The following is a 20,614-nucleotide window of genomic DNA, read 5'->3' on the forward strand; positions in this document are numbered from 1 at the left end:
GAATTATGGCCACTATCACCACTTCCCAGCGCCGCGCCCTGCGCGCGCTGAGCATCGCTTACTTTGTACAGGCTACAGGAGCGCTCTCTGTTGCCGGCAGTCTGCCCGCGATATCCGCTGCCTGGCAGCTGACCGATGCGCAGAGCGCGCGCCTACTGAGCATATTTGGTCTGACCTTTGCGCTTGCCGCCCCGCTGGTTCAGGTGCTGTTTGGGCATCTGCGCCGTCGTCAGCTGGTGCTTGCAGGCATCGGGCTGTTTGGTCTGGGTGCCTTTGCTTTTGCGCTGTCGCCAGCTTACGGCGCGCTGGTTGCCTCGCGCATACTGATGGGCGTGGGCGCAGGCTTTATCGGCCCGGTGCTGGTTGCGCTCGGTTCCGAGCTGGTGCATGAACAGCAGCGCGGGCGAGCTATCGGCATGGTGTTGCTCGGGGTATCGATGGCGAGCCTGGCCGGTATTCCACTTGCCGCGTGGATTGCCAGCCTGTGGGGTGCCAGAACGCTGTTTGCGCTGGTGGGTCTGGTAAGCCTGCTGAGTGGGCTGAACGTCCTGCTGACGGTGCCGGATAAAAGCGCGGGCTCGCGTATCCGGCTTAGCGAGATAGCGGGCGTCCTGTCTGAAGGAAAATACCTGACCGCCTTCCTGGTGGTGTTTTTCATTACCTCCGGGGTCTACAGCTTTTACTCTTTTATCGCCCCGCTGATCCGCGACACCTACGCCGGCGGCACCCATGCGGTTTCTGCGGCGCTGGCGGTGCTGGGCATCGCCGGCGTGCTGGGAAATCTGTGGGTTACCCGGGCGGCGGCACGCTTTAGCGCTGAAAAGCTGCTGCTGAGCGGCATGACGCTGCTTATCCTGGATACGGTGCTGATTGTTCTGCTGCCGAAAACGCTGGGCCTGCTGCTGACGGCGCTGGTGTTCTGGGCCTTTGCCACAGACCTGCTCTGGCCCAGCCAGCAGCGCAGGATCGTTGAACTCTCCTCTGTCCGGCACCGCGGCATTGCGCTGGCGCTGACCAGCGCCTTTATGTTTGGTGGCATAGGTTTTGGCTCGGCAGTGGCTTCATGGATTTATCCGTTAACGGGTTTTTACGGGCTGGCCGGGATATCTGTCGCCTTTATTGTTCTGGCTTTGCTTAGCCTGCGGCTGTCAGAGAAGTTCAGAAAGCCTGCGGCGATTGCTGAGTTCTGTAAACACGGCGTCTGATCTCCCATTCACGCGTGCTTCCCCTGATTAAGGAAACGTTTCTCCTTAATGCGATAACGAGCTTTACAGGTGAAGCACGATCCCCCCTGTTACGCCTGATTCTGATCCTCTATCCGATACGGGTGGCAAATGATGGGGGTGAGATGAAGGCTGTTTTTCGCTCCACGCGGACGTTGCCTTTCTTGTATGTGCGCTTTGTGCCAGAAGCGGACATAGTTAACCTGTTTGCAAATTTACACACAGATATCGGTTCTCCTGATATCTGTGTGCGAAGTCTTTATTCCTGATGTTCAGGAATTCGGGCGATAACCTTTATCTCAAAATCAAAGCCCGCCAACCAGTTAACACCCACGGCTGTCCAGTTCGGATACGGGGGCTTCGGGAAAACGGTTTGTTTCACCTGCATAATAGTTGGAAATTGATTCTCCGGATCCGTATGAAAGGTTGTCACATCGATAAGATCGTCAAACGTACATCCAGCAGCGGTAAGTATGGCCTTAAGATTATCGAAGGCACGCACTACCTGCGTTTCAAAGTAGGGTTCAGGTGTACCGTCTTCCCGGCTACCCACCTGACCGGAAACAAACAGTAAATCACCAGAGCGGATGGCTGCAGAATAACCATGCTTCGCATAGAGAGCGTGGCGATTTGTAGGGAAAACGGGTTTCGGTTGGTTCATAACGTATCCTTTATTTGGATGTGCGACAGCTGATGCGCAGCATAAATAAATGAATTAATATACGCGGCGTATGTAAAATTAATCACACATACGCCGTGTATGTCAAACTTCATGCGCTGCGTATATTGCAAGGAGTCCGCATGGCTGCCAAACGCCGCGCCGAAACGATGGAAGAAACTCGCATAAAATTGATTGCGGCCGCACGAAAAGCCTTCGCCGAAAAAGGATTTGCAGCAGCATCAATGGATGATCTGACGGCCAGTGTCGGACTGACACGTGGGGCCCTGTACCATAATTTTGGGGATAAAAAAGGGTTGCTTGCCGCTGTGGTTACGCAGATTGATTCAGAAATGGCGCAACGTGCTAAAAGTGCAGCGGCACATTCCGATGATGACCAGCATAAGCTGCTGGCTGAAGGGATAGCCTATATCAAGATGGCGCTGGATGAAGAAGTTCGGCGCATCGTTCTGCTTGATGGCCCGGCTTTTCTTGGTGATCCTACAAAATGGCCGAGTCAGAATAATTGCCTCCAGGCTACTCGCGAGAGCATTTCAGATTTGATTGAAAGCGGCTTAATCAAACCGGTAGATGTGGATGCCACGGCCTGGCTGTTAAATGGTGCCGCACTGAATGCGGCTCAGTGGGTAGCCGCTAGCGATGCTCCACAGCATGCATTACCAAAAGCGATTCAGGTTTTTACCTTGTTGGTATGCGGCCTACTGAAGGATGTAAAGCATCCATAATCTTTATGAGACCAATTGAATGTTCAATGAAGTGTTGCTCGTCGCCTGGATGTAAACGGGTACTCCCGATTTTCGCTCATAGAAGACGGTAAGCAGGCTGCGGATGCTAACTTTGCCGTTCGCCCTCAGACCCTGGCCAGCAGGCCCGAACCCCGGAGGGATTCGGCGGAGCTTACCGGCTCTGCCGGTTAGCGGAGTGGGGCTCGACGACCCGGCTACGCCGGGGAGCCGGAGGGGGCCATCAGGTTTTTGATACTAACGTCCGCTTTGTGCCAGAAGCGGACATTGCTCCCGCACAACATTATGTGTTGATCATTGGGGATCAGGTCGTTTTCTATGAGGTCTATGCTTTGCTGAATACCAGTTAAACGCAAACGTGATGACTGGTAATGGATTTACTGACGTAGCGGTGAATCATCAATGCTGGCGGGTCATTCGCAGGAGGAGCGTTTACTGTTCCAAACCAGACAGGATTAGCCGGGCAAACGGAGCCACAAATGTAGGCAGGTATGCCCGCAAACGTACCCGCTATTGGTCTGTGGACATGGCCTGAAGAAATGGCGAGTAGTCTGGTCGGGGCGCGTTTAATCAAATCTTCCATCTCAGGCAGACCTCTGCACATCGTTTCGTCTAGCGTTGGTATGCCAGATGCAAATACGTGATGGTGCATAAACATCAATGACGGAGAGCTGCATGCATCGCTAATTTGATTATCCAACCATTCCAGATGGTCAGTCACACTGCCGTAATCCTTATAATCAATCGTCGAATCCAGACCAATCAGGCGAATGCCACCGGTGTTATGAATGAAGTGCAGGGCCTCTCCTTGGGCATCGTGCGCCCATCTGTTCTCATCCCAAACAGAACGCATTAGACTGCGGTCGTCTGAGTTACCCGGCAGGATCAACGAAGGGTAATTTTGCTGATTCAGACGGTCAGCTATCTTTATATAACCTTCCTGCCAATGACCATCCGTTAAATCACCTGTAAGTATCAGTACGTCAGGTTGCAGATGCGCAAGCCAGTTAAGTATCTGGTCGAACCGAAGCAGGTGATCATTTTCGGGTGAGGCGTGAATATCTGAAACCTGCGCTATCAGCATAAAGACCTCATACGATGATGGTGTGGAGCATAAGAACGTGATTTATGACCATGAATCCGGTTTCTAACATCATGTTTTTCACAACTATGGCAATAATGGACAGATTAATTAGGATGAGTAATTCAAAAAGTTGCGACGAATCAGACTGGCTGCAAAGGCGTTCGGGAATTCACAATGAATCACTAGGTTCAATTCTGACTGCTCAGAGCCAATGTTAGAAGGGATGCGTAACGTCCGCTCCTCGCTCTTAAAGAACTATAAGCCGCAAGTAAGATGAACACGTTGTTAGCTATACCGTGAGTTACAAACTGTAAAACAGTTCAGCTCAAATATTTCCCTGTTATTGCGACAGTAGACTTATCGAAATCAATGCTTAATGGAACCCCAGGAGGCAGAGTAAGCATTGGATGTGTATGGCAACAGTCGAAACCGTCTAAAAGTGGTAAAGATTTATCTGCCATAACTTCCTGTATCACATCAGCCGGTTGACGCCCGGTATCTGAGCTATCAAAAAGCTCATGCTTACCTAAAATTATTTCGCCTTCATGTATCTCAGGCATCCATTTGCTTCCCATGATTCCAGAAAGAGTATTCAGGTTACCGCCTATATGCGTTTAACAAACGCCAGTTATTCTCATATAGTAATTTAGGTCTGACCAACTCAGCGTCATCCCAGTTGAGACGTTCATCCGTCCACCTTTTGGCAGGCTGTAATATTGGGGGCCTGTATGATGCAGCGATGACCCACTAAATAGCTGCGTTTCTGTGTGGTGCTAACAGGGCAAAAAGACTATCTCCTGCCAGAACGATATCGAGGTCTCCGGCTCGTTCCAGGCGTATCGGGATGCAGAACTTCAGGTCAAGAGCGAAGACAAGCACTCTCGCTTTATCTGCATGAAGGATGCCGGTACATACGGCCTGCGGCCGGAAATGCCAGTTACGGATTAAGCAGGTCAGAAGATTCACGCAGCAACATCTAAAAGCTGCTTAACCAACTCACGTAAGTCCTCTTTCGCTTGCTGAAAGCCCGCTGCTGTGGGGCTTACGCTCAGAATATCGGCATAGCCATTCACCGCGCCGCCTATTATGCGGGCGGTGCGCGCCACATCGACCTGCCGGTAAAGGCCCTGACCAATGCCCGTTTCAATGAGCCTTTCTAAAAGGCTAAACCACCTGTTCATGTTGTTCATGGCCAAATCGGCATAGGCCGGATCGTGCTGGGCCTGCGTCCAGACCGAATTGTACAGCAGCCAGTCCGCATCCTGGGTTGCAGGCAAGCTGGTGATAAAAGCATCAAGCGCGACATCAGGCGCGAAACCTGCAATAGCCTCTTTAAAAGCCTCAAGATCGGTCTGCATGAAACGCTCAACCGCCTCCAGCCTGAGCGAACGCCAGTCGCGGAAATAGTGATAGATATGGCTACGTGAGATACCGACATGCTCGGTAAGCTCCCGGGTCGTCACTTTATCAATACCTTTATCAATAAAAAGCGCTATCGCTCCGTCGAGGATTTTAGCGCGAAGATTTTCAGCTGGCATAGGTTCATTATTTCCCTGCATTGACTTTGAGCAAGTGCTCAAATAGACTCACCCCAGTCTTGAGCAACCGCTCAAGAACATCATAATCAGAAGTTAAACATGCAAACATTCAAAACGCCAGCGCCGCCTGCGCCTGCTCGCAGCGCTCTGCAGACCCTGAAAATGTTGGGACGTCGGCATAGGAAAAAGCTATTGCTTACTTTTTTGCTGGTCGTTGCCGAGAACGTCATGTATCTGCTCTACCCGCTACTGGCGGGATTTGCCATCAACGCCATTCTTTCGGGACGGGCGCTGCACGCTATGCTATACGCGGGCATGGTATTCATTATGTGGGCGATTGGCGCCGCGCGCCGCAGCGTAGATACCCGCACTTTTGCCCGTATTTACGCCGAGCTCGCGGTCCCGGTGATCCTGACGCAGCGCAGCGAAAATCAGGGCGCATCGACCATTGTGGCGCGCGTGACGCTGTCGCGCGAATTCGTCGATTTTTTCGAGAAGCATCTGCCGGTGCTTATCACGTCCGTTGCGTCGATTACGGGAGCTGCCGTGATGCTGCTGGCTATTGAGTTCTGGACCGGCATCGCCTGTATCGCCATCCTGGTCTTCTTTGGCGGCTTTCTGCCCGGCTTCACGCGTAAAAACGAAGCGCTGTTTGTGCGCCTGAATAACCGGCTGGAAAAAGAGGTGGGTTTTGTCAGCACGGCCAGAGCGCCTTCACTGGCGAAGCATTACGGCGTGTTGGCAGGTTTGCGTATCCGCCTTTCCGATCGTGAAGCCATGGGATATCTGGCTATTGGGTGCGTGACTGCGCTGCTGTTCGCCATGACCATTCTCCACATGACGCTAAACGGCGTTCGCGATGCTGGTCATATCTATTCGGTGATGACCTATATGTGGATGTTCGCCATGAGTCTGGATGACGGCCCGCAGCTGCTGGAAAAGTACTCCCAGCTCAAGGATATCGGCCGCCGCGTCAACACCGGGCAAATCTGAGCCTGAACCAAAAATGACCATCTCCCGCTTAACCCCCGGATATACCAATGCCGCAATTCTTTATTGAAAGGCCTGTTTTTGCCTGGGTTGTCGCCCTGTTTATCGTACTGGCAGGCTTCATTGCCATTCCGCAGCTGCCTGTGGCGCAGTATCCCTCGGTGGCGCCGCCGGGCGTCAGCATTACGGTAACCTATCCGGGCGCCACGCCAGAAACCATGAATGAGTCGGTTATCTCGCTGATCGAAAGAGAGATCTCCAGCGTCGACGACATACTCTACTTCGAGTCTTCAAGCGATACCTCAGGCACCGCTACCATCACTGTGACCTTTAAACCCGGCACGGACATCAAGCTCGCTCAGGTTGATGTGCAGAACAAGATTAAGGTGGTTGAACCCCGTTTGCCGCAAACCGTCCGCCAGAATGGGCTAAACGTGGAGGCGGCCAATTCTGGCTTTTTGATGATTGTCGGGTTGCGCTCGCCCACGGGGCAGTACAGCGAACAGGACCTGAGCGACTATTTTGCGCGTAACGTTTCTGAGGAGCTGCGGCGCGTGCCGGGCGTTGGCAAAGTTCAGCTGTTTGGCGCGGAGAAAGCGATGCGCATATGGCTGGATCCGATCAAACTGTTCAACTATAAGCTGTCGGTCAGCGACGTCACTACCGCCCTGAGCCAGCAAAACGCACAGGTCTCGCCCGGCAGAATCGGCGATGAACCCGCGCAGCCCGGCCAGTCCGTCACTTACCCGCTCACGGTGCGCGGACAGCTCAGTTCGGTGGAGGATTTCCGCAACATTACGCTTAAGGCGCTGAATAACGGCTCGCGCGTCCGGCTGGCTGACGTGGCGCGCGTGGAGCAGGGGCTGCAAAGCTACGCGTTCGCTATTCGCGAAAATGGACACGCCGCCACGGCAGCAGCGATTCAGCTGATGCCCGGTGCCAATGCTGTGAGCACCGCAGAAGGCGTCCGTTCACGACTGAATGAACTCTCAACGGTGCTGCCGAAGGGCATGGCGTTCTCGGTGCCGTTTGATACCGCGCCCTTTGTGAAGCTGTCGATTGAGAAAGTCATACACACCTTTATTGAAGCCATGGTGCTGGTTTTCCTCGTGATGTTGCTGTTTCTGCAAAATCTGCGCTGCACCTTTATTCCGGCAATTGTCGCGCCGGTGGCGCTGCTCGGCACCTTTACCGTGATGCTGGTAAGCGGTTTTTCCATTAATGTGCTGACTATGTTCGGCATGGTGCTGGCTATCGGCATCATCGTGGACGATGCGATTGTGGTGGTAGAGAGCGTTGAGCGCCTGATGGCGGAAAAAGGCCTGTCGCCGAAAGAGGCGACGCGTGAGGCGATGCGCGAGATCACGCCAGCGATTATCGGCATTACGCTGGTGCTGACCGCCGTGTTTATCCCGATGGGATTCGCTACCGGCTCGGTCGGGGTCATCTACCGCCAGTTCACGCTCTCGATGGCCGTTTCCATTCTGTTCTCGGCTTTCCTTGCGCTGACCATGACTCCCGCGCTGTGCGCGTCGCTGCTGAAGCCGGTTGCGCAGCGCGGCGAGGAGAAGAAAGGCTTTGCAGGCTGGTTTAACCGCCGCTTCAATGCCCTGACGGCCCGCTATGAGCGAGGATTGCACGCCACGCTGCGCCGCAGCGGCCGCGTTATGCTGATTTACGCGGTGCTGTGCGCGGCGGTTTTTGCCGCCTGGTCGTCGCTGCCCTCATCGTTTATCCCCGATGAGGATCAGGGCTACTTCATGACGTCGATCCAGCTGCCGTCAGACGCCACGCTGGAAAGAACCCGCTATGTGGTCGATCGGCTTGAAAAAGCGATTATGGAAAGGCCCGGCATTGCCAGCAATATCTCTATTTTCGGCTTTGGTTTTTCCGGCTCCGGCCCGAACACCGCACTGGCCTTTACCACGCTGAAGGACTGGGGCGAGCGCCAGGGCGCAACCGCGAATGGCGAAGCGGAATTTGTTCAGGCCACAATGAGCAACGACGCTGCCGCCACGGTAATGAGTCTGATGCCGCCCGCCATCTCCGATATGGGGACGTCATCAGGTTTTAATCTTTACCTCGAGGATCGCGCCGGTCGCGGTTACGCCGCCTTGTTGCAGGCGGCCACAGCGCTGACGGAAAAGGCCAATCAGGGCGGCGTGGTGAGGGATGTCTACATTGAGGGGTTGCCAGAGGGCGTCAGCGCAGCGCTTGAGGTGGACCGGGAAAAAGCGCAGGCGATGGGCGTCAGCTTTGACGACATTAACCAGATGCTGTCATCCGCCATCGGCTCAAATTACGTGAATGACTACGTGGATAACGGACGCGTGCAGCAGGTTATCGTGCAGGCGGATTCCGTCTACCGCATGCAGCTGGCGGATTTACTCAGGCTCTACGTCAGGAATGCTTCGGGCGAGATGGTGCCGCTGTCGGCCTTTGTCACGGCAACCTGGTTGCAGTCGCCGCAGCAGCTCAATCGTTATCAGGGCTATCCCGCCATTAAAATCGCCGGCAGCCCCGGCGAGGGTTACTCCAGCGGCGCGGCGATGGCTGAGATGAACAGGCTCGCGGCATCACTGCCGACAGGCTATTTCGCCGAGTGGACCGGCGCCTCGCTGCAGGAGCGCAGCACGGCGGCGCAGATGCCCTTGCTGATAGCCTTATCCCTGCTTGTTGTCTTCCTGGTGCTTGCCGCGCTGTATGAGAGCTGGTCCGTGCCGCTTTCAGTCATACTTGTCGTGCCGCTGGGTATGGCGGGCGCGCTGCTGGCGGTGTTTATCGCGGGGATGACGAACGATGTTTTTTTCAAGGTCGGCATGATTACGCTCATCGGCCTTTCAACCAAAAACGCCATCCTGATCGTGGAGTTTGCGCGGCAGCTTTATGCGCAGGGTAAACCGTTAGCTGAGGCAGCCAGAGAGGCCGCCCGATTACGTCTGCGACCCATTATCATGACGTCGCTGGCTTTTACTCTTGGCGTGGTGCCGCTGATGGTGGCAAACGGGGCAAGTAAAAGTACCCAGAACGCGATTGGCACAGGCGTATTCGGCGGGATGATCAGCGGCACGCTGCTGGCGATTTTCTTCGTGCCAGTATTCTTTGTGATTATCACGTCGGCTGTGCAAAAGCTTAGCGGCACGTTAAAGGGTAGATAAAGTCTGATAGCTCAGCCTCGGGGCAATCCTGAGGCTGATTGCAGGGCCGTTCATCGCAAATATTGCATATACCCTTTTAGGCGCAAAGGACCGCTTGTCGCTCATAGCGATCCTTACTTCAGTATCAGTCCACTCTGTGCCACAAGCAGAAATCCCCTGCATCCTGATAAAGCGAAGCTCGACCTGCAGTTGTAAAGAGTGTCGATGATTATGTTAATACTGGCGCCATATGGGCAGGGTTAAAAGTTTACCGCCTTCAGACATGACTGATTATCGCCTCACGCTTTTCCTGGTATTATTCGAGCTTTCCAGCGGTATCGATTGGTACTGAGCATTGACCAAATGCCGACCGCCCTGCACTGACAGGATTTGAACTTTGAGGAACCAGAATGGATATCGTGACTTCACAGGCAATGGATGAAATCAATTTAGCGATCGGTCGTGCGGTATCTTCTTTGATTTCATCAGGAAAAAACGTTGAAAAACACAGCATCCTGGAGCAACTGAGGGAGTCTGAAAAAGAGGCAGTTGATGGTATGAAAAAAGTTTATGCGGACGCTATTGGCATGGTAGCTGGAAGTGTAACTGTTCGCATCGATTAGCCCGATCTCCCCCTCACGGCTCCCTGTAAATCTGTGCGGTAAATGAGTTTATGTCGCTTTGAGCAGAAGACCCGCCCCGTCGGGTTGTTCCGCTATGAGCCAGCAGCGGACATAACATAATCTGTTCAGATAGCAGGCTGGTCAGCCTGCCTGAATATCGGGTTACAGCGTCATGATCATTTCATGCCAGGCCATGCCGCCATGCTCTGATTCAGAAGGCTTAATATAGGTGTAACCAAATTTTCTGTAGAGCTCAACGTGATGGGTTTTGCACATGAGATGGATTGTTTTCTTACCTTTTTTTCTCATCTTGCTAATAAATTCGCGCATCATCTGACCGGCGTAACCCTTGCCCTGATAAGCAGGATCAAGCACAACTGACATAATCACAACGTTTGGAGCGGCTGCATCATGGCCTTTCAACTCTTTGAACTCTTCGTCAGACATGACGACATTCCAGGCGCACCCTGAGTTGATAAATCCGATAAGCTTTCTGTCCAGTTCAGCACAAAGAAACCCTTCGGGATACTGTTGAATACGGGTGGCAATTTTTTCCAGCGTCGCTGCCTCATCTCCTTCATATGCCTCGCTTTCTATGTAATAGCATCTGTCGAGGTCTGATATATTAACTTCGCGGAAAATTATACTGCTCATTTTTCACCTTCAGTTGCTGGTTCTGGACCCCCTATTTTACCCGAATATTACAATGAAAATAGTGCATTATATTCAGGGTTGAGATGAAAAACAGGCATCAGGAATTACGCTCACTGAATATGAATCTGCTGCTTATTTTTAAAGCGACTCACCGGAACCGCAAGATAAATACAGCTGCCGAGGCAATGGTAACCAGCCCGTTAACGCACCAGGGGTTTCGATTAAACCGGTGTATTCGACAGTCCATAATTCCCCGGAAGGCCTTATCTCGGGCAAAGTGGATTTTACAACAGGATCCCTGGCATCTGGGATGAACCATCACGGTCAGCTTGAGGTTATATCAAGCTTCACGGGGCATTAAGTGGCGGCCGTGAGATGTCGTCATCCGCGTATAAAAGATGAGTTGAAGCCGTTTTTAAAAGAGGGGCATGTCGTTTTCAATCCGTGGGACGAAGCGCTCGCGATTACCACACTATTCCGTCAGAAAGATCTTACCTGTTTTCCTGTGCCATTTTCTGTCTCTCTCTCTATACCCTGCATATCTTTTTCTTAGAGGGTCAACTGTTACTCCCGGCCATCACCGGATAAAAGAAATTCGCCGTGAAGCGATGAATGATTTAGCCCAAACGTAACGGAAGAAACCAGCAGCGCAACAGCCGCAGGCTCATAGCGGCACTTTTTCTTCTGCTGGCGTTGTGGATTTTTATTATTTTTGTATCGCAGTGTATCTCCCCGCTGGACACATACACCCCGTTGCACAACCCGCCGTTTTGCACATATTGCCTGTACATTGCCGTGTTCTTCTTAACGCATCAAATAACTGCGTGGAGATACCCCAATGTTAACCCGACTGCTGATTTCATCTTTTCTGATGGGCGCTTCAGCGACCTGTGCCTGGGCAGACAGGCTCGGCGACCTTAGCGCCCGCGATGTACTGGGCCCGGCTGCCGTCGCGCCGCTGGAAAATCCTCAGCCTCCGGCAAAATTGATTGTTGATGCCCCCCTGGCTGGCCCGCTGCGCAAAGGCGCGGTTTTTATTCAGTACCGGGCCGAAAATTTGCGTATCGAGCCGGTCTTTGGCCCAGAGGCGCTGAAAATCACCCCGCGCATTGGGCATATTCACGTGATCGTTGATGACAATCCGTGGCACTGGGCAGACACGAGCGGTGAACCCGTCATTCTGGTCGGGCTGCCCGCGGGCAAGCATAAGGTGACCATTATTCTTGCCGACCCCACCCATAAGCCGCTCGACAGCAAAACCGTCACCTTCACCCTGCCCGAGCATGCTCCACACCACTGACAGATTAAGGAACACCGCTATGAACGCTTTCTTCCGTAAATCACTGCTGGCCGCGCTGGCGCTGAGCGCCGGGACATCAGCCTTCGCGGCCTCGACCGAGGCAGACTATGCCGCCGCATTTAGCCGCATTCATCAGGTCAACGCCGGCGTGCTTAACGTGGGTTATGTGGATATTGGTCCTCGCAGCGGGCAGCCCATTATTCTGCTGCACGGCTGGCCTTATGACATCCAGAGCTATGCCACGGTGGCGCCTGAGCTGGCGGCCAGGGGCTACCGCGTTATCGTGCCCTGGCTTCGCGGCTACGGCAGCACGCGCTTTTTGTCAGACAGCACGCCGCGCAACGGCCAGCCGTCTGCCATGGCAGCTGATGTCGTGGCGCTGATGGATGCGCTCAATATCAAACAGGCTGTCTTAGGCGGATTTGACTGGGGCGCACGTACGGCTGATATCGTCGCCGCGCTCTGGCCAGAACGTGTGAAATCTCTGGTGTCCGTCAGCGGCTACCTGATAAGCAGCCAGGCGCTGGGCAAAAAACCTCTGCCGCCGAAGGCAGAGCTGCAGTGGTGGTATCAGTTCTATTTTGCCACCGAGCGTGGCCGACAGGGCTATGCGCAAAACACGCGGGATTTTGCCCGCCTGATCTGGCAGCAGGCTTCACCGGGGTGGAAGTTCAGCGAGGCGACCTTTAATCAGTCCGCGAAGGCGCTGGATAACCCGGATCAGGTGGCCATCACAATCAGCAACTATCGCTGGCGTATGGGTCTGGAAAAAGGCGAGCAAAAGTATGATGCTTATGAGAAAAAGTTAGCGGCTCTGCCGGTTATTACCGTGCCCACAATCACTATTGAGGGCGATAACAACGGTGCGCCTCATCCGGCACCGGAAGCATATCGGGCAAAATTCAGCGGAAAATATGAACACCGGACCTTCACCGGGAATATCGGACACAATCCGCCTGCCGAAGATCCAGACGACTTTGTCAACGCCATCACGGATGCCGCTGCCATGTAACGGCACCTTTATTCACGAGACCGGCTCTCACGAGCCGGTCTGTTTGCGTATATCGCAGAGAAGGAGGATGTTTTGGAGCACATCGATCACATTCTGGTTGTTGACGATGACCGTGATATACGCGATCTGATCACCACTTACCTGGAAAAGTCCGGCTATCGCGCGACCGGCGCCGCTAACGGGCGTGAGATGCGCGCGGTGCTGACGTCGCAACATATCGATTTAGTCGTGCTGGATATCATGATGCCCGGGGATGATGGCCTGACGCTGTGCCGCCAGTTGCGCAGCGACACGCAGCGTAATCTGCCGGTGCTGATGCTGACCGCGCGCAGCGAGGAGACCGATCGTATTCTCGGTCTGGAGATGGGCGCGGATGATTATCTGATTAAGCCTTTTGTTGCGCGCGAGCTGCTGGCGCGCATTAAAGCCATTCTGCGGCGCACCCGGGCGCTGCCGCCGAACCTACAGATTACGGAAGCCGGACGTCTGATTGCTTTTGGCGAGTGGCAGCTTGATACCTCTGCGCGTCATCTGATTGACAGCAGCGGCGTAATCGTGGCGCTGAGCGGCGCCGAGTATCGTCTGCTGCGTGTATTTCTCGACCATCCTCAGCGCGTGCTCAACCGCGATCAGCTGCTGAACCTGACTCAGGGGCGCGATGCCGAGCTGTTCGAACGCTCTGTCGATCTGCTTGTCAGTCGGCTGCGTCAGCGGCTGCGTGAAGATGCACGCGAGCCGGCTTACATTAAAACGGTGCGCAGTGAAGGTTATGTGCTGGCCGCGCCGGTGGTGATTAAAGAGGCGCATGAATGACACTCTGGCCACGCTCGCTGCTGTCGCGCCTGCTGATTATTGTTCTAGGCGGGCTGCTGCTGGCAAATGCCTCCACGCTGGTCAGCCTGATGATAGAACGAATGAGTAGCGCCAAAACCGTCATGCTGGGAAACCTGGAATATGATGTGGCAACCAGCGTGGCTATTCTGGATCGCTTGCCTGCGGCGGAGCGTCCTCAGTGGCTGGCGAAGCTCGCGCGCGGTAACTACCGATATCAGCTGTCGCCAGGCGAGCCTGGACCTTATCCCAGCAGCTGGCGGGCACGCGACGCGGTGCGTTCCTTACAGGAGACGCTTGGCGGTCGTTACCAGATGAGCATCCACGCCATTCCAGGACCACGCGAGCATATCCAGGTGCATCTGACGCTTCATGATGGCGCCCCGCTGACGCTCGATCTCTGGCCGCGCATGCCGGCCATTGCACGCTGGCTGCCGCTGGTGCTGACAGGTCAGCTGCTATTGCTGCTTTTCTGCGCCTGGCTGGCCGTACGCCAGGTTGTGCGCCCTTTTATGCGCTTTACGCAGGCGGTGAATGCGCTGAAGCCAGCAGCCAGCACGCAGATGATGGCAGAGAAGGGGCCGGCGGAAGTGCAGCAGGCGGCGCGCGCATTTAACGCCATGCAGACGCGCATTCAGGATCACCTGAAAGAACGCGCGCAGATTCTGGCAGCCATTTCTCACGATCTGCAAACCCCGATCACCCGCATGAAGCTGCGCGTGGAGATGGCAGAACAGCCGGAGCTGCGCGACAAGCTGCTGAGCGATCTCGACACGATGAGCCAGCTTGTGCTGGAAGGGATCGCTTATGCGCGCTCTTCTGACGTACGAGAGGAGAAACGCCAGAAGGTCAGCCTGAATGCGTTTCTCGACAGCGTTGCCTGCGACTATCAGGATGTGGGTAAAGCGGTGACCTTTGTGCCCTGCGACGGAGAGGATACTTTTGCCGTCCGGCCGCAGGCGCTGCACCGTATCATGACCAATCTTATCGATAATGCCCTGAAATTCGGCAGCGAAGCGGAAATCAAGCTCTGCGCCCCCGAGGAGGGCAGCGTCACGATTCACGTTGTGGATAACGGGCCAGGCATACCCGAAGAGGAGCTAAAGGCGGTGCTGGAGCCTTTTTACCGCGTGGAAAGCTCGCGCAATCGCCACACCGGCGGAACGGGTCTGGGGCTGGCGATTGCCACCCAGCTGGTCGGCCAGATGTCCGGCACGCTGCGCCTGAGCAACCGTCCAGAGGGCGGGCTCGATGCGTGCGTCACGCTGCGACAAACCGATTTGTAGCCTTTTGTACCCCCCGGCTGGTTACACATACAACCCGACAAAACCGGCAATAGCGGAAACAGGCTGAACACATGCGGTGGGTTTAATGAAGGCTCTGCCAGCAGGCAGAGAATCATCCACCGTTATGAGGTTTACTATGAAAGCCATTGCCAGTTTTTTCTCTGTGGGCCTGCTGGCCCTCTCTGCCGCGCAGTTTGCCTGCGCCGGCGAAACCCATTCTGTCGTACTTGTACACGGTGCCTTTGCCGACGGCAGCAGCTGGGATCGGGTCATTTCACAGCTTCAGGCCAGAAACTATGAGGTGATTGCCGTACAGCTGCCGCTAACGTCTCTGCAGGATGACGTCGCCGCCACGCAGCGCGCGATAGCGCGAGCAGAGGGCGATGTTGTGCTGGCTGGACATTCATGGGGCGGGACCGTCATTACCGAAGCCGGCAACGATAAAAAGGTCAAAGCGCTGGTCTATGTCGCCGCTTTCGCGCCGGACAAAGGTCAGACTACCGCCGACCTGATCGACAGTTATCCGGCGCCTGCGGGCAGCGCGAGCCTGGCCAAAACCGCTGACGGCTTTCTTTATCTGCCATCAGAGGCGCTGGCCCATGACTTTGCGCCGGATGTGCCTGCCGCACAGCAAAAGCGTATGTCAGTTACCCAGGGGCCGATTCGCGCCGCCGCTTTTGGTGACACAGTGACGCAGGCGGCCTGGGCGCAGAAGCCGAGCTGGTATCTGGTCAGCACCCAGGACCGCATGATTAATCCCGAGCTGGAGCGCGCCATGGCGTACAACATCCACGCCCAGACGCGTGAGGTGGCATCCAGCCACGTCTCGATGGTAAGCCATCCGGATGAGGTGGCGCGCATTATCACTGCAGCCGTACAGGCCAGGTAAGGAGCTGACGATGTCACTGTTTATTGCTTTTCTGGCCGGTATGCTGACGCTGCTCAGCCCCTGCACCCTGCCGGTCATTCCGTTTGTATTTGCCAGCGTGCGCGGCCGTAAAGGGCAAATGCTGACGCTGCTGAGCGGTATGGTCATTATGTTCACCACGGTGGCATTGCTGGCGGCGGTGGCGAGCCAGTGGGTGATTCGCATTACCGCCGCAGGACGCTGGATTGCTCTGCTGTTTCTGACCCTGACGGCGCTGACGCTGCTCTCTTCGCGCATCGCGCAGTTTTTTACCCGGCCATTTGTCGCAATGGGTAATCAGCTGAACAGCGCCAGCCACCGTCACAGCGGCCTGCTTGCTGCTCTTCTGGCAGGACTGGCAACCGGTTTGCTCTGGTCGCCGTGCGCAGGTCCGGTACTGGGCGCCATTCTCAGTCTGGCCGTCGTGGCAAAAAATCCGGTATCGATCAGCCTGCTGCTTACCGCCTACGGCAGCGGCGCGGCCGTTATGCTGGGGCTGATCTGGTTGGCCGGACGGAGTCTGGTGACGCGGCTTCGCCCCGGGCTGGCCTTCACGACGCGTCTGCGCCAGGGAGCCGGCGCGCTGATGCTGGCCTCGGTCGCGCTGATCGGCAGCGGTTCTGTGAGTCTGCTGCAAAGCGCGCCAGCCTTTGCGCAGACTCTTGAGCAGCATATGAGTCAGTGGATAGCCAAACCGGAACCGGCTGTTCGCCTTGAACCCGTGGCGATGCCGCAGACCAGCAGCACTTTGCCTTCTCTCGACGGTGGGACAGCGTGGCTGAACGGATCGCCACTCACGCCTGAGAAGCTGAGAGGTAAAGTGGTCCTGGTGGATTTCTGGACCTATGACTGTATTAACTGTCAGCATACGTTGCCTCACGTCCGCGACTGGGCGAATAAATATCAGGCCCAGGGGCTGGTGGTGGTTGGCGTACACACGCCAGAATATCCCTGGGAGCGCGATAAGAAAGCCGTGAGTCGTGCCATCAGACAGTGGCAGCTGCCTTATCCCGTCGTGGCAGATAATGATTATGCTATCTGGAACCGCTTTGGTAACCAGTACTGGCCTGCGCACTATCTTTTCGATGCGCACGGTCAGTTGCGCTATACCGCCTTTGGCGAAGGCAACTACGCAGAGCAGGAGAAGGTTATTGAGCAACTGCTGAAGGAGGCCAGGGCATAGCGGGGAGCTTTTCGATCAGGCTGGCCCGGTGTATCACTCTCTGTGTTTAAGGTCGCCATAAACGGCGACCTTTTTTATTCAGTAAAGATGAAAATATGTTGTCAGCAGAAAGGCGTTTTTCAGCTCGTCAGGCCAGCGTCACCGCCCGGGGTTCGAGAAAGGCGGTAATCCCCCAGTGCCCTATTTCGCGTCCAGTGCCGGAGCAGGGCGTCTGGGCGGCTTTATCGCTCCGCTACTTATTGGCTATGTGGCCAGCATCGGCGGATTTACCGCAGGGCTGGCGACGACTGTTCTCGCCTTTGTTGCCGCGATGATTGTGGTCTGGATGGCACCAGAAACTAAAGGCGTTAAACTGCAATAATCCTCAAACTCGGACAGGATAATAGATTCCTTACAGGGCACGGCTATTCTGGTCGTGCCTTTCTTTCAGTGGCATAACGTCAAAACTCTCCTCGCCTGCTCTGCTGCAAACTTTTTTGAAACAGGCGGCTATAACAGGGCGCTGGAAATCGCCACGGATAATTCAGATGCCCCGCGACAGATAACACCTCTGCCATCATTGAGCAACATCATTTTAACCCACCAGCAAAGCGATAATAAATTTTAGCCTCCCCTAAGAACACTTAGCGATGTAATCATTAGATGAATACTCTTTTGATTTACATCTATTCCAGAAAAGTCCGAAAGCCGTATTATCCTCATTTTTTTAGAACGGTAGAGATATATGATTTTCAATATCGGTAACACCTTGATTTTACTCCACAGAGCCCACCGAATAGTCAGGGAGAATACGCTCCTTAACGGTGAGTATTCGGCTTATATCGCGTATCGCCTGTCGCTGATAATGGGGCTGGATGAAGATTTTTGCGCTAAATCATTAGTTTGCAGCCTGCTGCAGAATTACTCCTCCAGCGCTAAAAAACATATCTGCAGTGAAACAAAACACGATCGCTCCCCTGAACGAATCAAGTTAAGTGATTGTTCTGTGTTTCAGGAAATCTCTATACCCGCACGTTACCGGGAATATAGCTTTCAGGAGCTGACAAAACTTAACATAACCAGACAGGAATTATTAATGAGTTCGATTTTAAAAATAAGCGATCTTTTTAATAACATCCTGCAGGAAACTGGTTTTTTAGCAGATTTAGCAAAAGACAGGATGCTGGCCATACAACACTTTGATTTTAAATATTTCAAAGAGAGGCTTGATGACGAGGATTTTTATCCTGGGCTGGTTACTGAGCTTGAGAGACTGACCCAGATGGACGATTTCTGGTTTTACCTCAGAGACGATTATATTGAGGGAATGATCAGAACCATGAATTTTAACAATGTCCTCCCCGCCATGAATGATGAACATGCTCTGAGTCTGGCGCGCCTTCTCTCAACGATTGTTGATATGAAAAGCCCTTTGACCTATCAGCATTCTATTAAGGTGGGTGAGCTAGCCCGCTTCATCGGCAAAAAATTGCATCTCGATAAAAAAACCTGTAATCGGCTGCATCTTGCCGGTCTGTTGCATGACATCGGAAAAATAAATACAGAGGATGCCATACTAAATAAGTGTGGGAAGCTCACTCCCAGTGAGTACAGAAAAATACAGGCTCACGCAACGGATACCCGAGGTATTCTTCGTAGCATAATAATCGACGCAAACGTCGTTGCCTGGGCAGCAGAGCATCATGAGCGGCTTGATGGCTCAGGATACCCCATGAAGAAAACAGGCGAACAGCTTACGCTACAAAGTAGAATACTGGCTATTGCTGACGTGTTTCAGGCTCTTTGTCAAAAAAGAAGCTACCGTGACAAGCTTAACCTTGATGAAGTTTTAAAAATTATACGCTCGGAATGCGCCCAGAATAAATTGTGCGCTAAAACGTTTGCCGCGTTTGAAGAAAATGCCGAGAAATGCTACAACATCGCTAAGTGAGTTATTATCTATGATTACATCCACACTTAAAAATAAATATGATAAAAAACTCATGGCCATTGTTATTTTTGTGGTGCTTTTCTCCTTAACGTCATACGTCCTGGGGGTATTTAGCCATTTAAATAAGATATCGCACAACGCCATGGATACAATAACCGCCGTTTTACTGCACGATCAGGCGGTAAACGACGGAATTGCATCAATGACTTCTATCTCAACCATGCCGGAGGTCAATTTACAAAAAAAGCCATTAGAATTATCAGGCGTTTTGTACAAGAACAGCAACTTTACCGAAGAGTCATACAATAAGATAAGGCCAGTAAGCCTTATTGAGAACTATGTGTCGGAGGAGATATTAAAGAACCGATATTACTCATCGCCAGAGTATGGTTTCGTTTACTTTTTTAACGGCAAGCAATATCAAAACCTGAAGCCAGAAATGTACTACGATGTCGTTAGCCTGACAGGCAATTTTGCAAGATTTCTGTCGAAAACACAACGCAGTGGCGACTTCTGGGATAATCACCTGTCACTTAGCGAGATTTACCAGGACACGGTGACCAAAAAAATGGCCATAACCATTGCCTCACCTGTCCTTAACATTTCCACAAAAGAGACTATTGGCTTCTTTTATTCAGACATGAGTGAGGAGGAGTTATGGAACCGTGTATCAGCCAAGACTAAACTTCCTGCCTGGCTTAGCATTACCGTTAATAATATTTCCCAAGATCGTGTGGGTAATTTATGCGTCACTAAAAATTGTGATGTTAACAGCATTATGTTTAAGCTGTCATCTCAACCGCTTGCTGACCTCTTTATGATTGAGTCTAGCGTTGATGTTAATGCTCTCATCATGAACAATTTAAAGTTCCTTTTTTTCAGTTTGCTGAGCTTTACGCTGTTACTGCTGACCTTTACAAAACTGGCCCAGGTAATTATAAAAGTTCAACGCAAAATGGTAATAGATCCGCTCACTAAGGTCTATAATCGGCAGATTATAGGGTGCTTGCCCTCTGCAAAATTTAATAGCCTGATTATCTTCGACTGTGATGATTTCAAGCTAATCAATGACCACTATGGGCATATAGCTGGAGATGCCGCTTTAAAGCATATAGCGAGCATAATTTCTAAAAACATCAGAAATGAGGATGTGGTTGTTCGTTACGGAGGCGATGAATTCATCGTTCTCTGCACCAAAGATAAAGCAGGTGCCGCTAAGATGGCAGAAAGAATATCGTCTAAAATCTGTGAGTCCACTTTCGAAACGGATGGGCACAGGTTGCAGCTGTCGCTCTCTTTTGGGGTTGCACACTTCTGCGATAATTTACAGTCTGCCTTATGCTCGGCTGACGAAGTTATGTATGCACAGAAAGCAGAAAAGAAAGAAGAGAAAGCCGAGAGGTAATGGAACACATCAGCATCTGTTAAATAAAAAGCAATTGCGCAGCGAGTTAGCTGCGCAATTGCAACTTGAGGCTATTAATAGATTTTCTT

18 protein-coding genes and 1 pseudogene are annotated in these 20,614 nt (G+C 53.1%); 14 read left to right on the plus strand and 5 right to left on the minus strand.

Going from position 1 to position 20,614, the window contains the following annotated elements; translation table 11 throughout:
* Window positions 1-5 precede the first annotated feature (5 nt).
* A complete protein-coding gene (locus tag LB453_RS02075) occupies window positions 6-1,205 on the plus strand; it encodes an MFS transporter (RefSeq protein WP_103796741.1) in 1,200 nt (399 codons plus the stop codon).
* A 277-nt stretch (window positions 1,206-1,482) separates the two neighbouring features.
* Here LB453_RS02075 and LB453_RS02080 read toward each other — a convergent pair whose 3' ends face one another.
* A complete protein-coding gene (locus LB453_RS02080; protein ID WP_103796742.1) occupies window positions 1,483-1,884 on the minus strand; it encodes a RidA family protein in 402 nt (133 codons plus the stop codon).
* 140 nt (window positions 1,885-2,024) lie between these two features.
* Between LB453_RS02080 and LB453_RS02085 the strand changes: the two genes are divergently transcribed.
* Entirely contained in the window at window positions 2,025-2,627 is a 603-nt protein-coding gene (locus LB453_RS02085; RefSeq protein ID WP_103796743.1) for a TetR/AcrR family transcriptional regulator, read from the plus strand.
* Window positions 2,628-2,991: 364 nt separating this feature from the next.
* Here LB453_RS02085 and LB453_RS02090 read toward each other — a convergent pair whose 3' ends face one another.
* The 3 genes from LB453_RS02090 to LB453_RS02100 form a co-directional block, all read right to left on the minus strand.
* A complete protein-coding gene (locus tag LB453_RS02090) occupies window positions 2,992-3,729 on the minus strand; it encodes a metallophosphoesterase (protein WP_103796744.1) in 738 nt (245 codons plus the stop codon).
* Window positions 3,730-4,049: 320 nt separating this feature from the next.
* Window positions 4,050-4,304 (minus strand): hypothetical protein, encoded by a 255-nt coding sequence (locus LB453_RS02095; RefSeq protein WP_146053850.1) that lies wholly within the window; start codon window positions 4,302-4,304, stop codon window positions 4,050-4,052.
* A gap of 387 nt (window positions 4,305-4,691) precedes the next feature.
* Window positions 4,692-5,267, minus strand: coding sequence for a TetR/AcrR family transcriptional regulator (locus LB453_RS02100; RefSeq protein ID WP_103796745.1), 576 nt, complete (start codon window positions 5,265-5,267; stop codon window positions 4,692-4,694).
* Window positions 5,268-5,366: 99 nt separating this feature from the next.
* On the opposite strand from LB453_RS02100, the gene LB453_RS02105 reads away from it, so the two are divergent.
* From LB453_RS02105 to LB453_RS02115, 3 genes are all read left to right on the plus strand, one after another.
* The gene (locus LB453_RS02105; protein WP_103796746.1) at window positions 5,367-6,260 is read left to right on the plus strand and encodes an ABC transporter six-transmembrane domain-containing protein; all 894 of its coding nucleotides are present in this window, start codon (window positions 5,367-5,369) and stop codon (window positions 6,258-6,260) included.
* Window positions 6,261-6,307: 47 nt separating this feature from the next.
* Complete coding sequence (locus LB453_RS02110) at window positions 6,308-9,415, plus strand: multidrug efflux RND transporter permease subunit (protein ID WP_103796747.1); 3,108 nt, start codon at window positions 6,308-6,310, stop codon at window positions 9,413-9,415.
* Window positions 9,416-9,804: 389 nt separating this feature from the next.
* Window positions 9,805-10,017 carry a hypothetical protein gene (locus LB453_RS02115; RefSeq protein WP_103796748.1) on the plus strand — a complete coding sequence of 71 codons (213 nt, stop codon included), beginning with the start codon at window positions 9,805-9,807 and terminating at the stop codon, window positions 10,015-10,017.
* Between the two features lie 162 nt (window positions 10,018-10,179).
* Here LB453_RS02115 and LB453_RS02120 read toward each other — a convergent pair whose 3' ends face one another.
* The gene (locus tag LB453_RS02120; RefSeq protein WP_103796749.1) at window positions 10,180-10,671 is read right to left on the minus strand and encodes a GNAT family N-acetyltransferase; all 492 of its coding nucleotides are present in this window, start codon (window positions 10,669-10,671) and stop codon (window positions 10,180-10,182) included.
* 871 nt (window positions 10,672-11,542) lie between these two features.
* On the opposite strand from LB453_RS02120, the gene LB453_RS02125 reads away from it, so the two are divergent.
* From LB453_RS02125 to LB453_RS02165, 9 genes and pseudogenes are all read left to right on the plus strand, one after another.
* A complete protein-coding gene (locus tag LB453_RS02125) occupies window positions 11,543-11,971 on the plus strand; it encodes a DUF6130 family protein (protein ID WP_224481421.1) in 429 nt (142 codons plus the stop codon).
* A 19-nt stretch (window positions 11,972-11,990) separates the two neighbouring features.
* On the plus strand, window positions 11,991-12,983 hold the full coding sequence (locus LB453_RS02130; protein ID WP_103796751.1) for an alpha/beta fold hydrolase: 993 nt from the start codon (window positions 11,991-11,993) through the stop codon (window positions 12,981-12,983).
* Between the two features lie 72 nt (window positions 12,984-13,055).
* Window positions 13,056-13,796 carry a response regulator gene (locus tag LB453_RS02135; RefSeq protein WP_103796752.1) on the plus strand — a complete coding sequence of 247 codons (741 nt, stop codon included), beginning with the start codon at window positions 13,056-13,058 and terminating at the stop codon, window positions 13,794-13,796.
* Window positions 13,793-15,100, plus strand: coding sequence for an ATP-binding protein (locus LB453_RS02140; RefSeq protein ID WP_224481394.1), 1,308 nt, complete (start codon window positions 13,793-13,795; stop codon window positions 15,098-15,100). The genes LB453_RS02135 and LB453_RS02140 overlap by 4 nt, the downstream gene beginning before the upstream one ends.
* Window positions 15,101-15,236: 136 nt before the next feature.
* The gene (locus LB453_RS02145; protein WP_103796754.1) at window positions 15,237-15,989 is read left to right on the plus strand and encodes an alpha/beta fold hydrolase; all 753 of its coding nucleotides are present in this window, start codon (window positions 15,237-15,239) and stop codon (window positions 15,987-15,989) included.
* A gap of 10 nt (window positions 15,990-15,999) precedes the next feature.
* Window positions 16,000-17,190: a cytochrome c biogenesis protein/redoxin gene (locus LB453_RS02150; protein ID WP_103796755.1), complete on the plus strand. Its 1,191-nt coding sequence runs from the start codon at window positions 16,000-16,002 to the stop codon at window positions 17,188-17,190.
* Window positions 17,191-17,395: 205 nt separating this feature from the next.
* Window positions 17,396-17,551 (plus strand): annotated as a pseudogene (locus LB453_RS02155) (MFS transporter); the annotation flags it as partial.
* A 363-nt stretch (window positions 17,552-17,914) separates the two neighbouring features.
* Window positions 17,915-19,120, plus strand: a complete 1,206-nt coding sequence (locus LB453_RS02160) for an HD-GYP domain-containing protein (RefSeq protein WP_224481395.1) — start codon at window positions 17,915-17,917, stop codon at window positions 19,118-19,120.
* 52 nt (window positions 19,121-19,172) lie between these two features.
* Window positions 19,173-20,525 (plus strand): GGDEF domain-containing protein, encoded by a 1,353-nt coding sequence (locus LB453_RS02165; protein WP_224481396.1) that lies wholly within the window; start codon window positions 19,173-19,175, stop codon window positions 20,523-20,525.
* Window positions 20,526-20,614 lie beyond the last annotated feature (89 nt).

Origin of the sequence: Pantoea agglomerans (genome assembly GCF_020149765.1) — a bacterium.
Classification (GTDB): Bacteria; Pseudomonadota; Gammaproteobacteria; order Enterobacterales; family Enterobacteriaceae; genus Pantoea; species Pantoea alvi.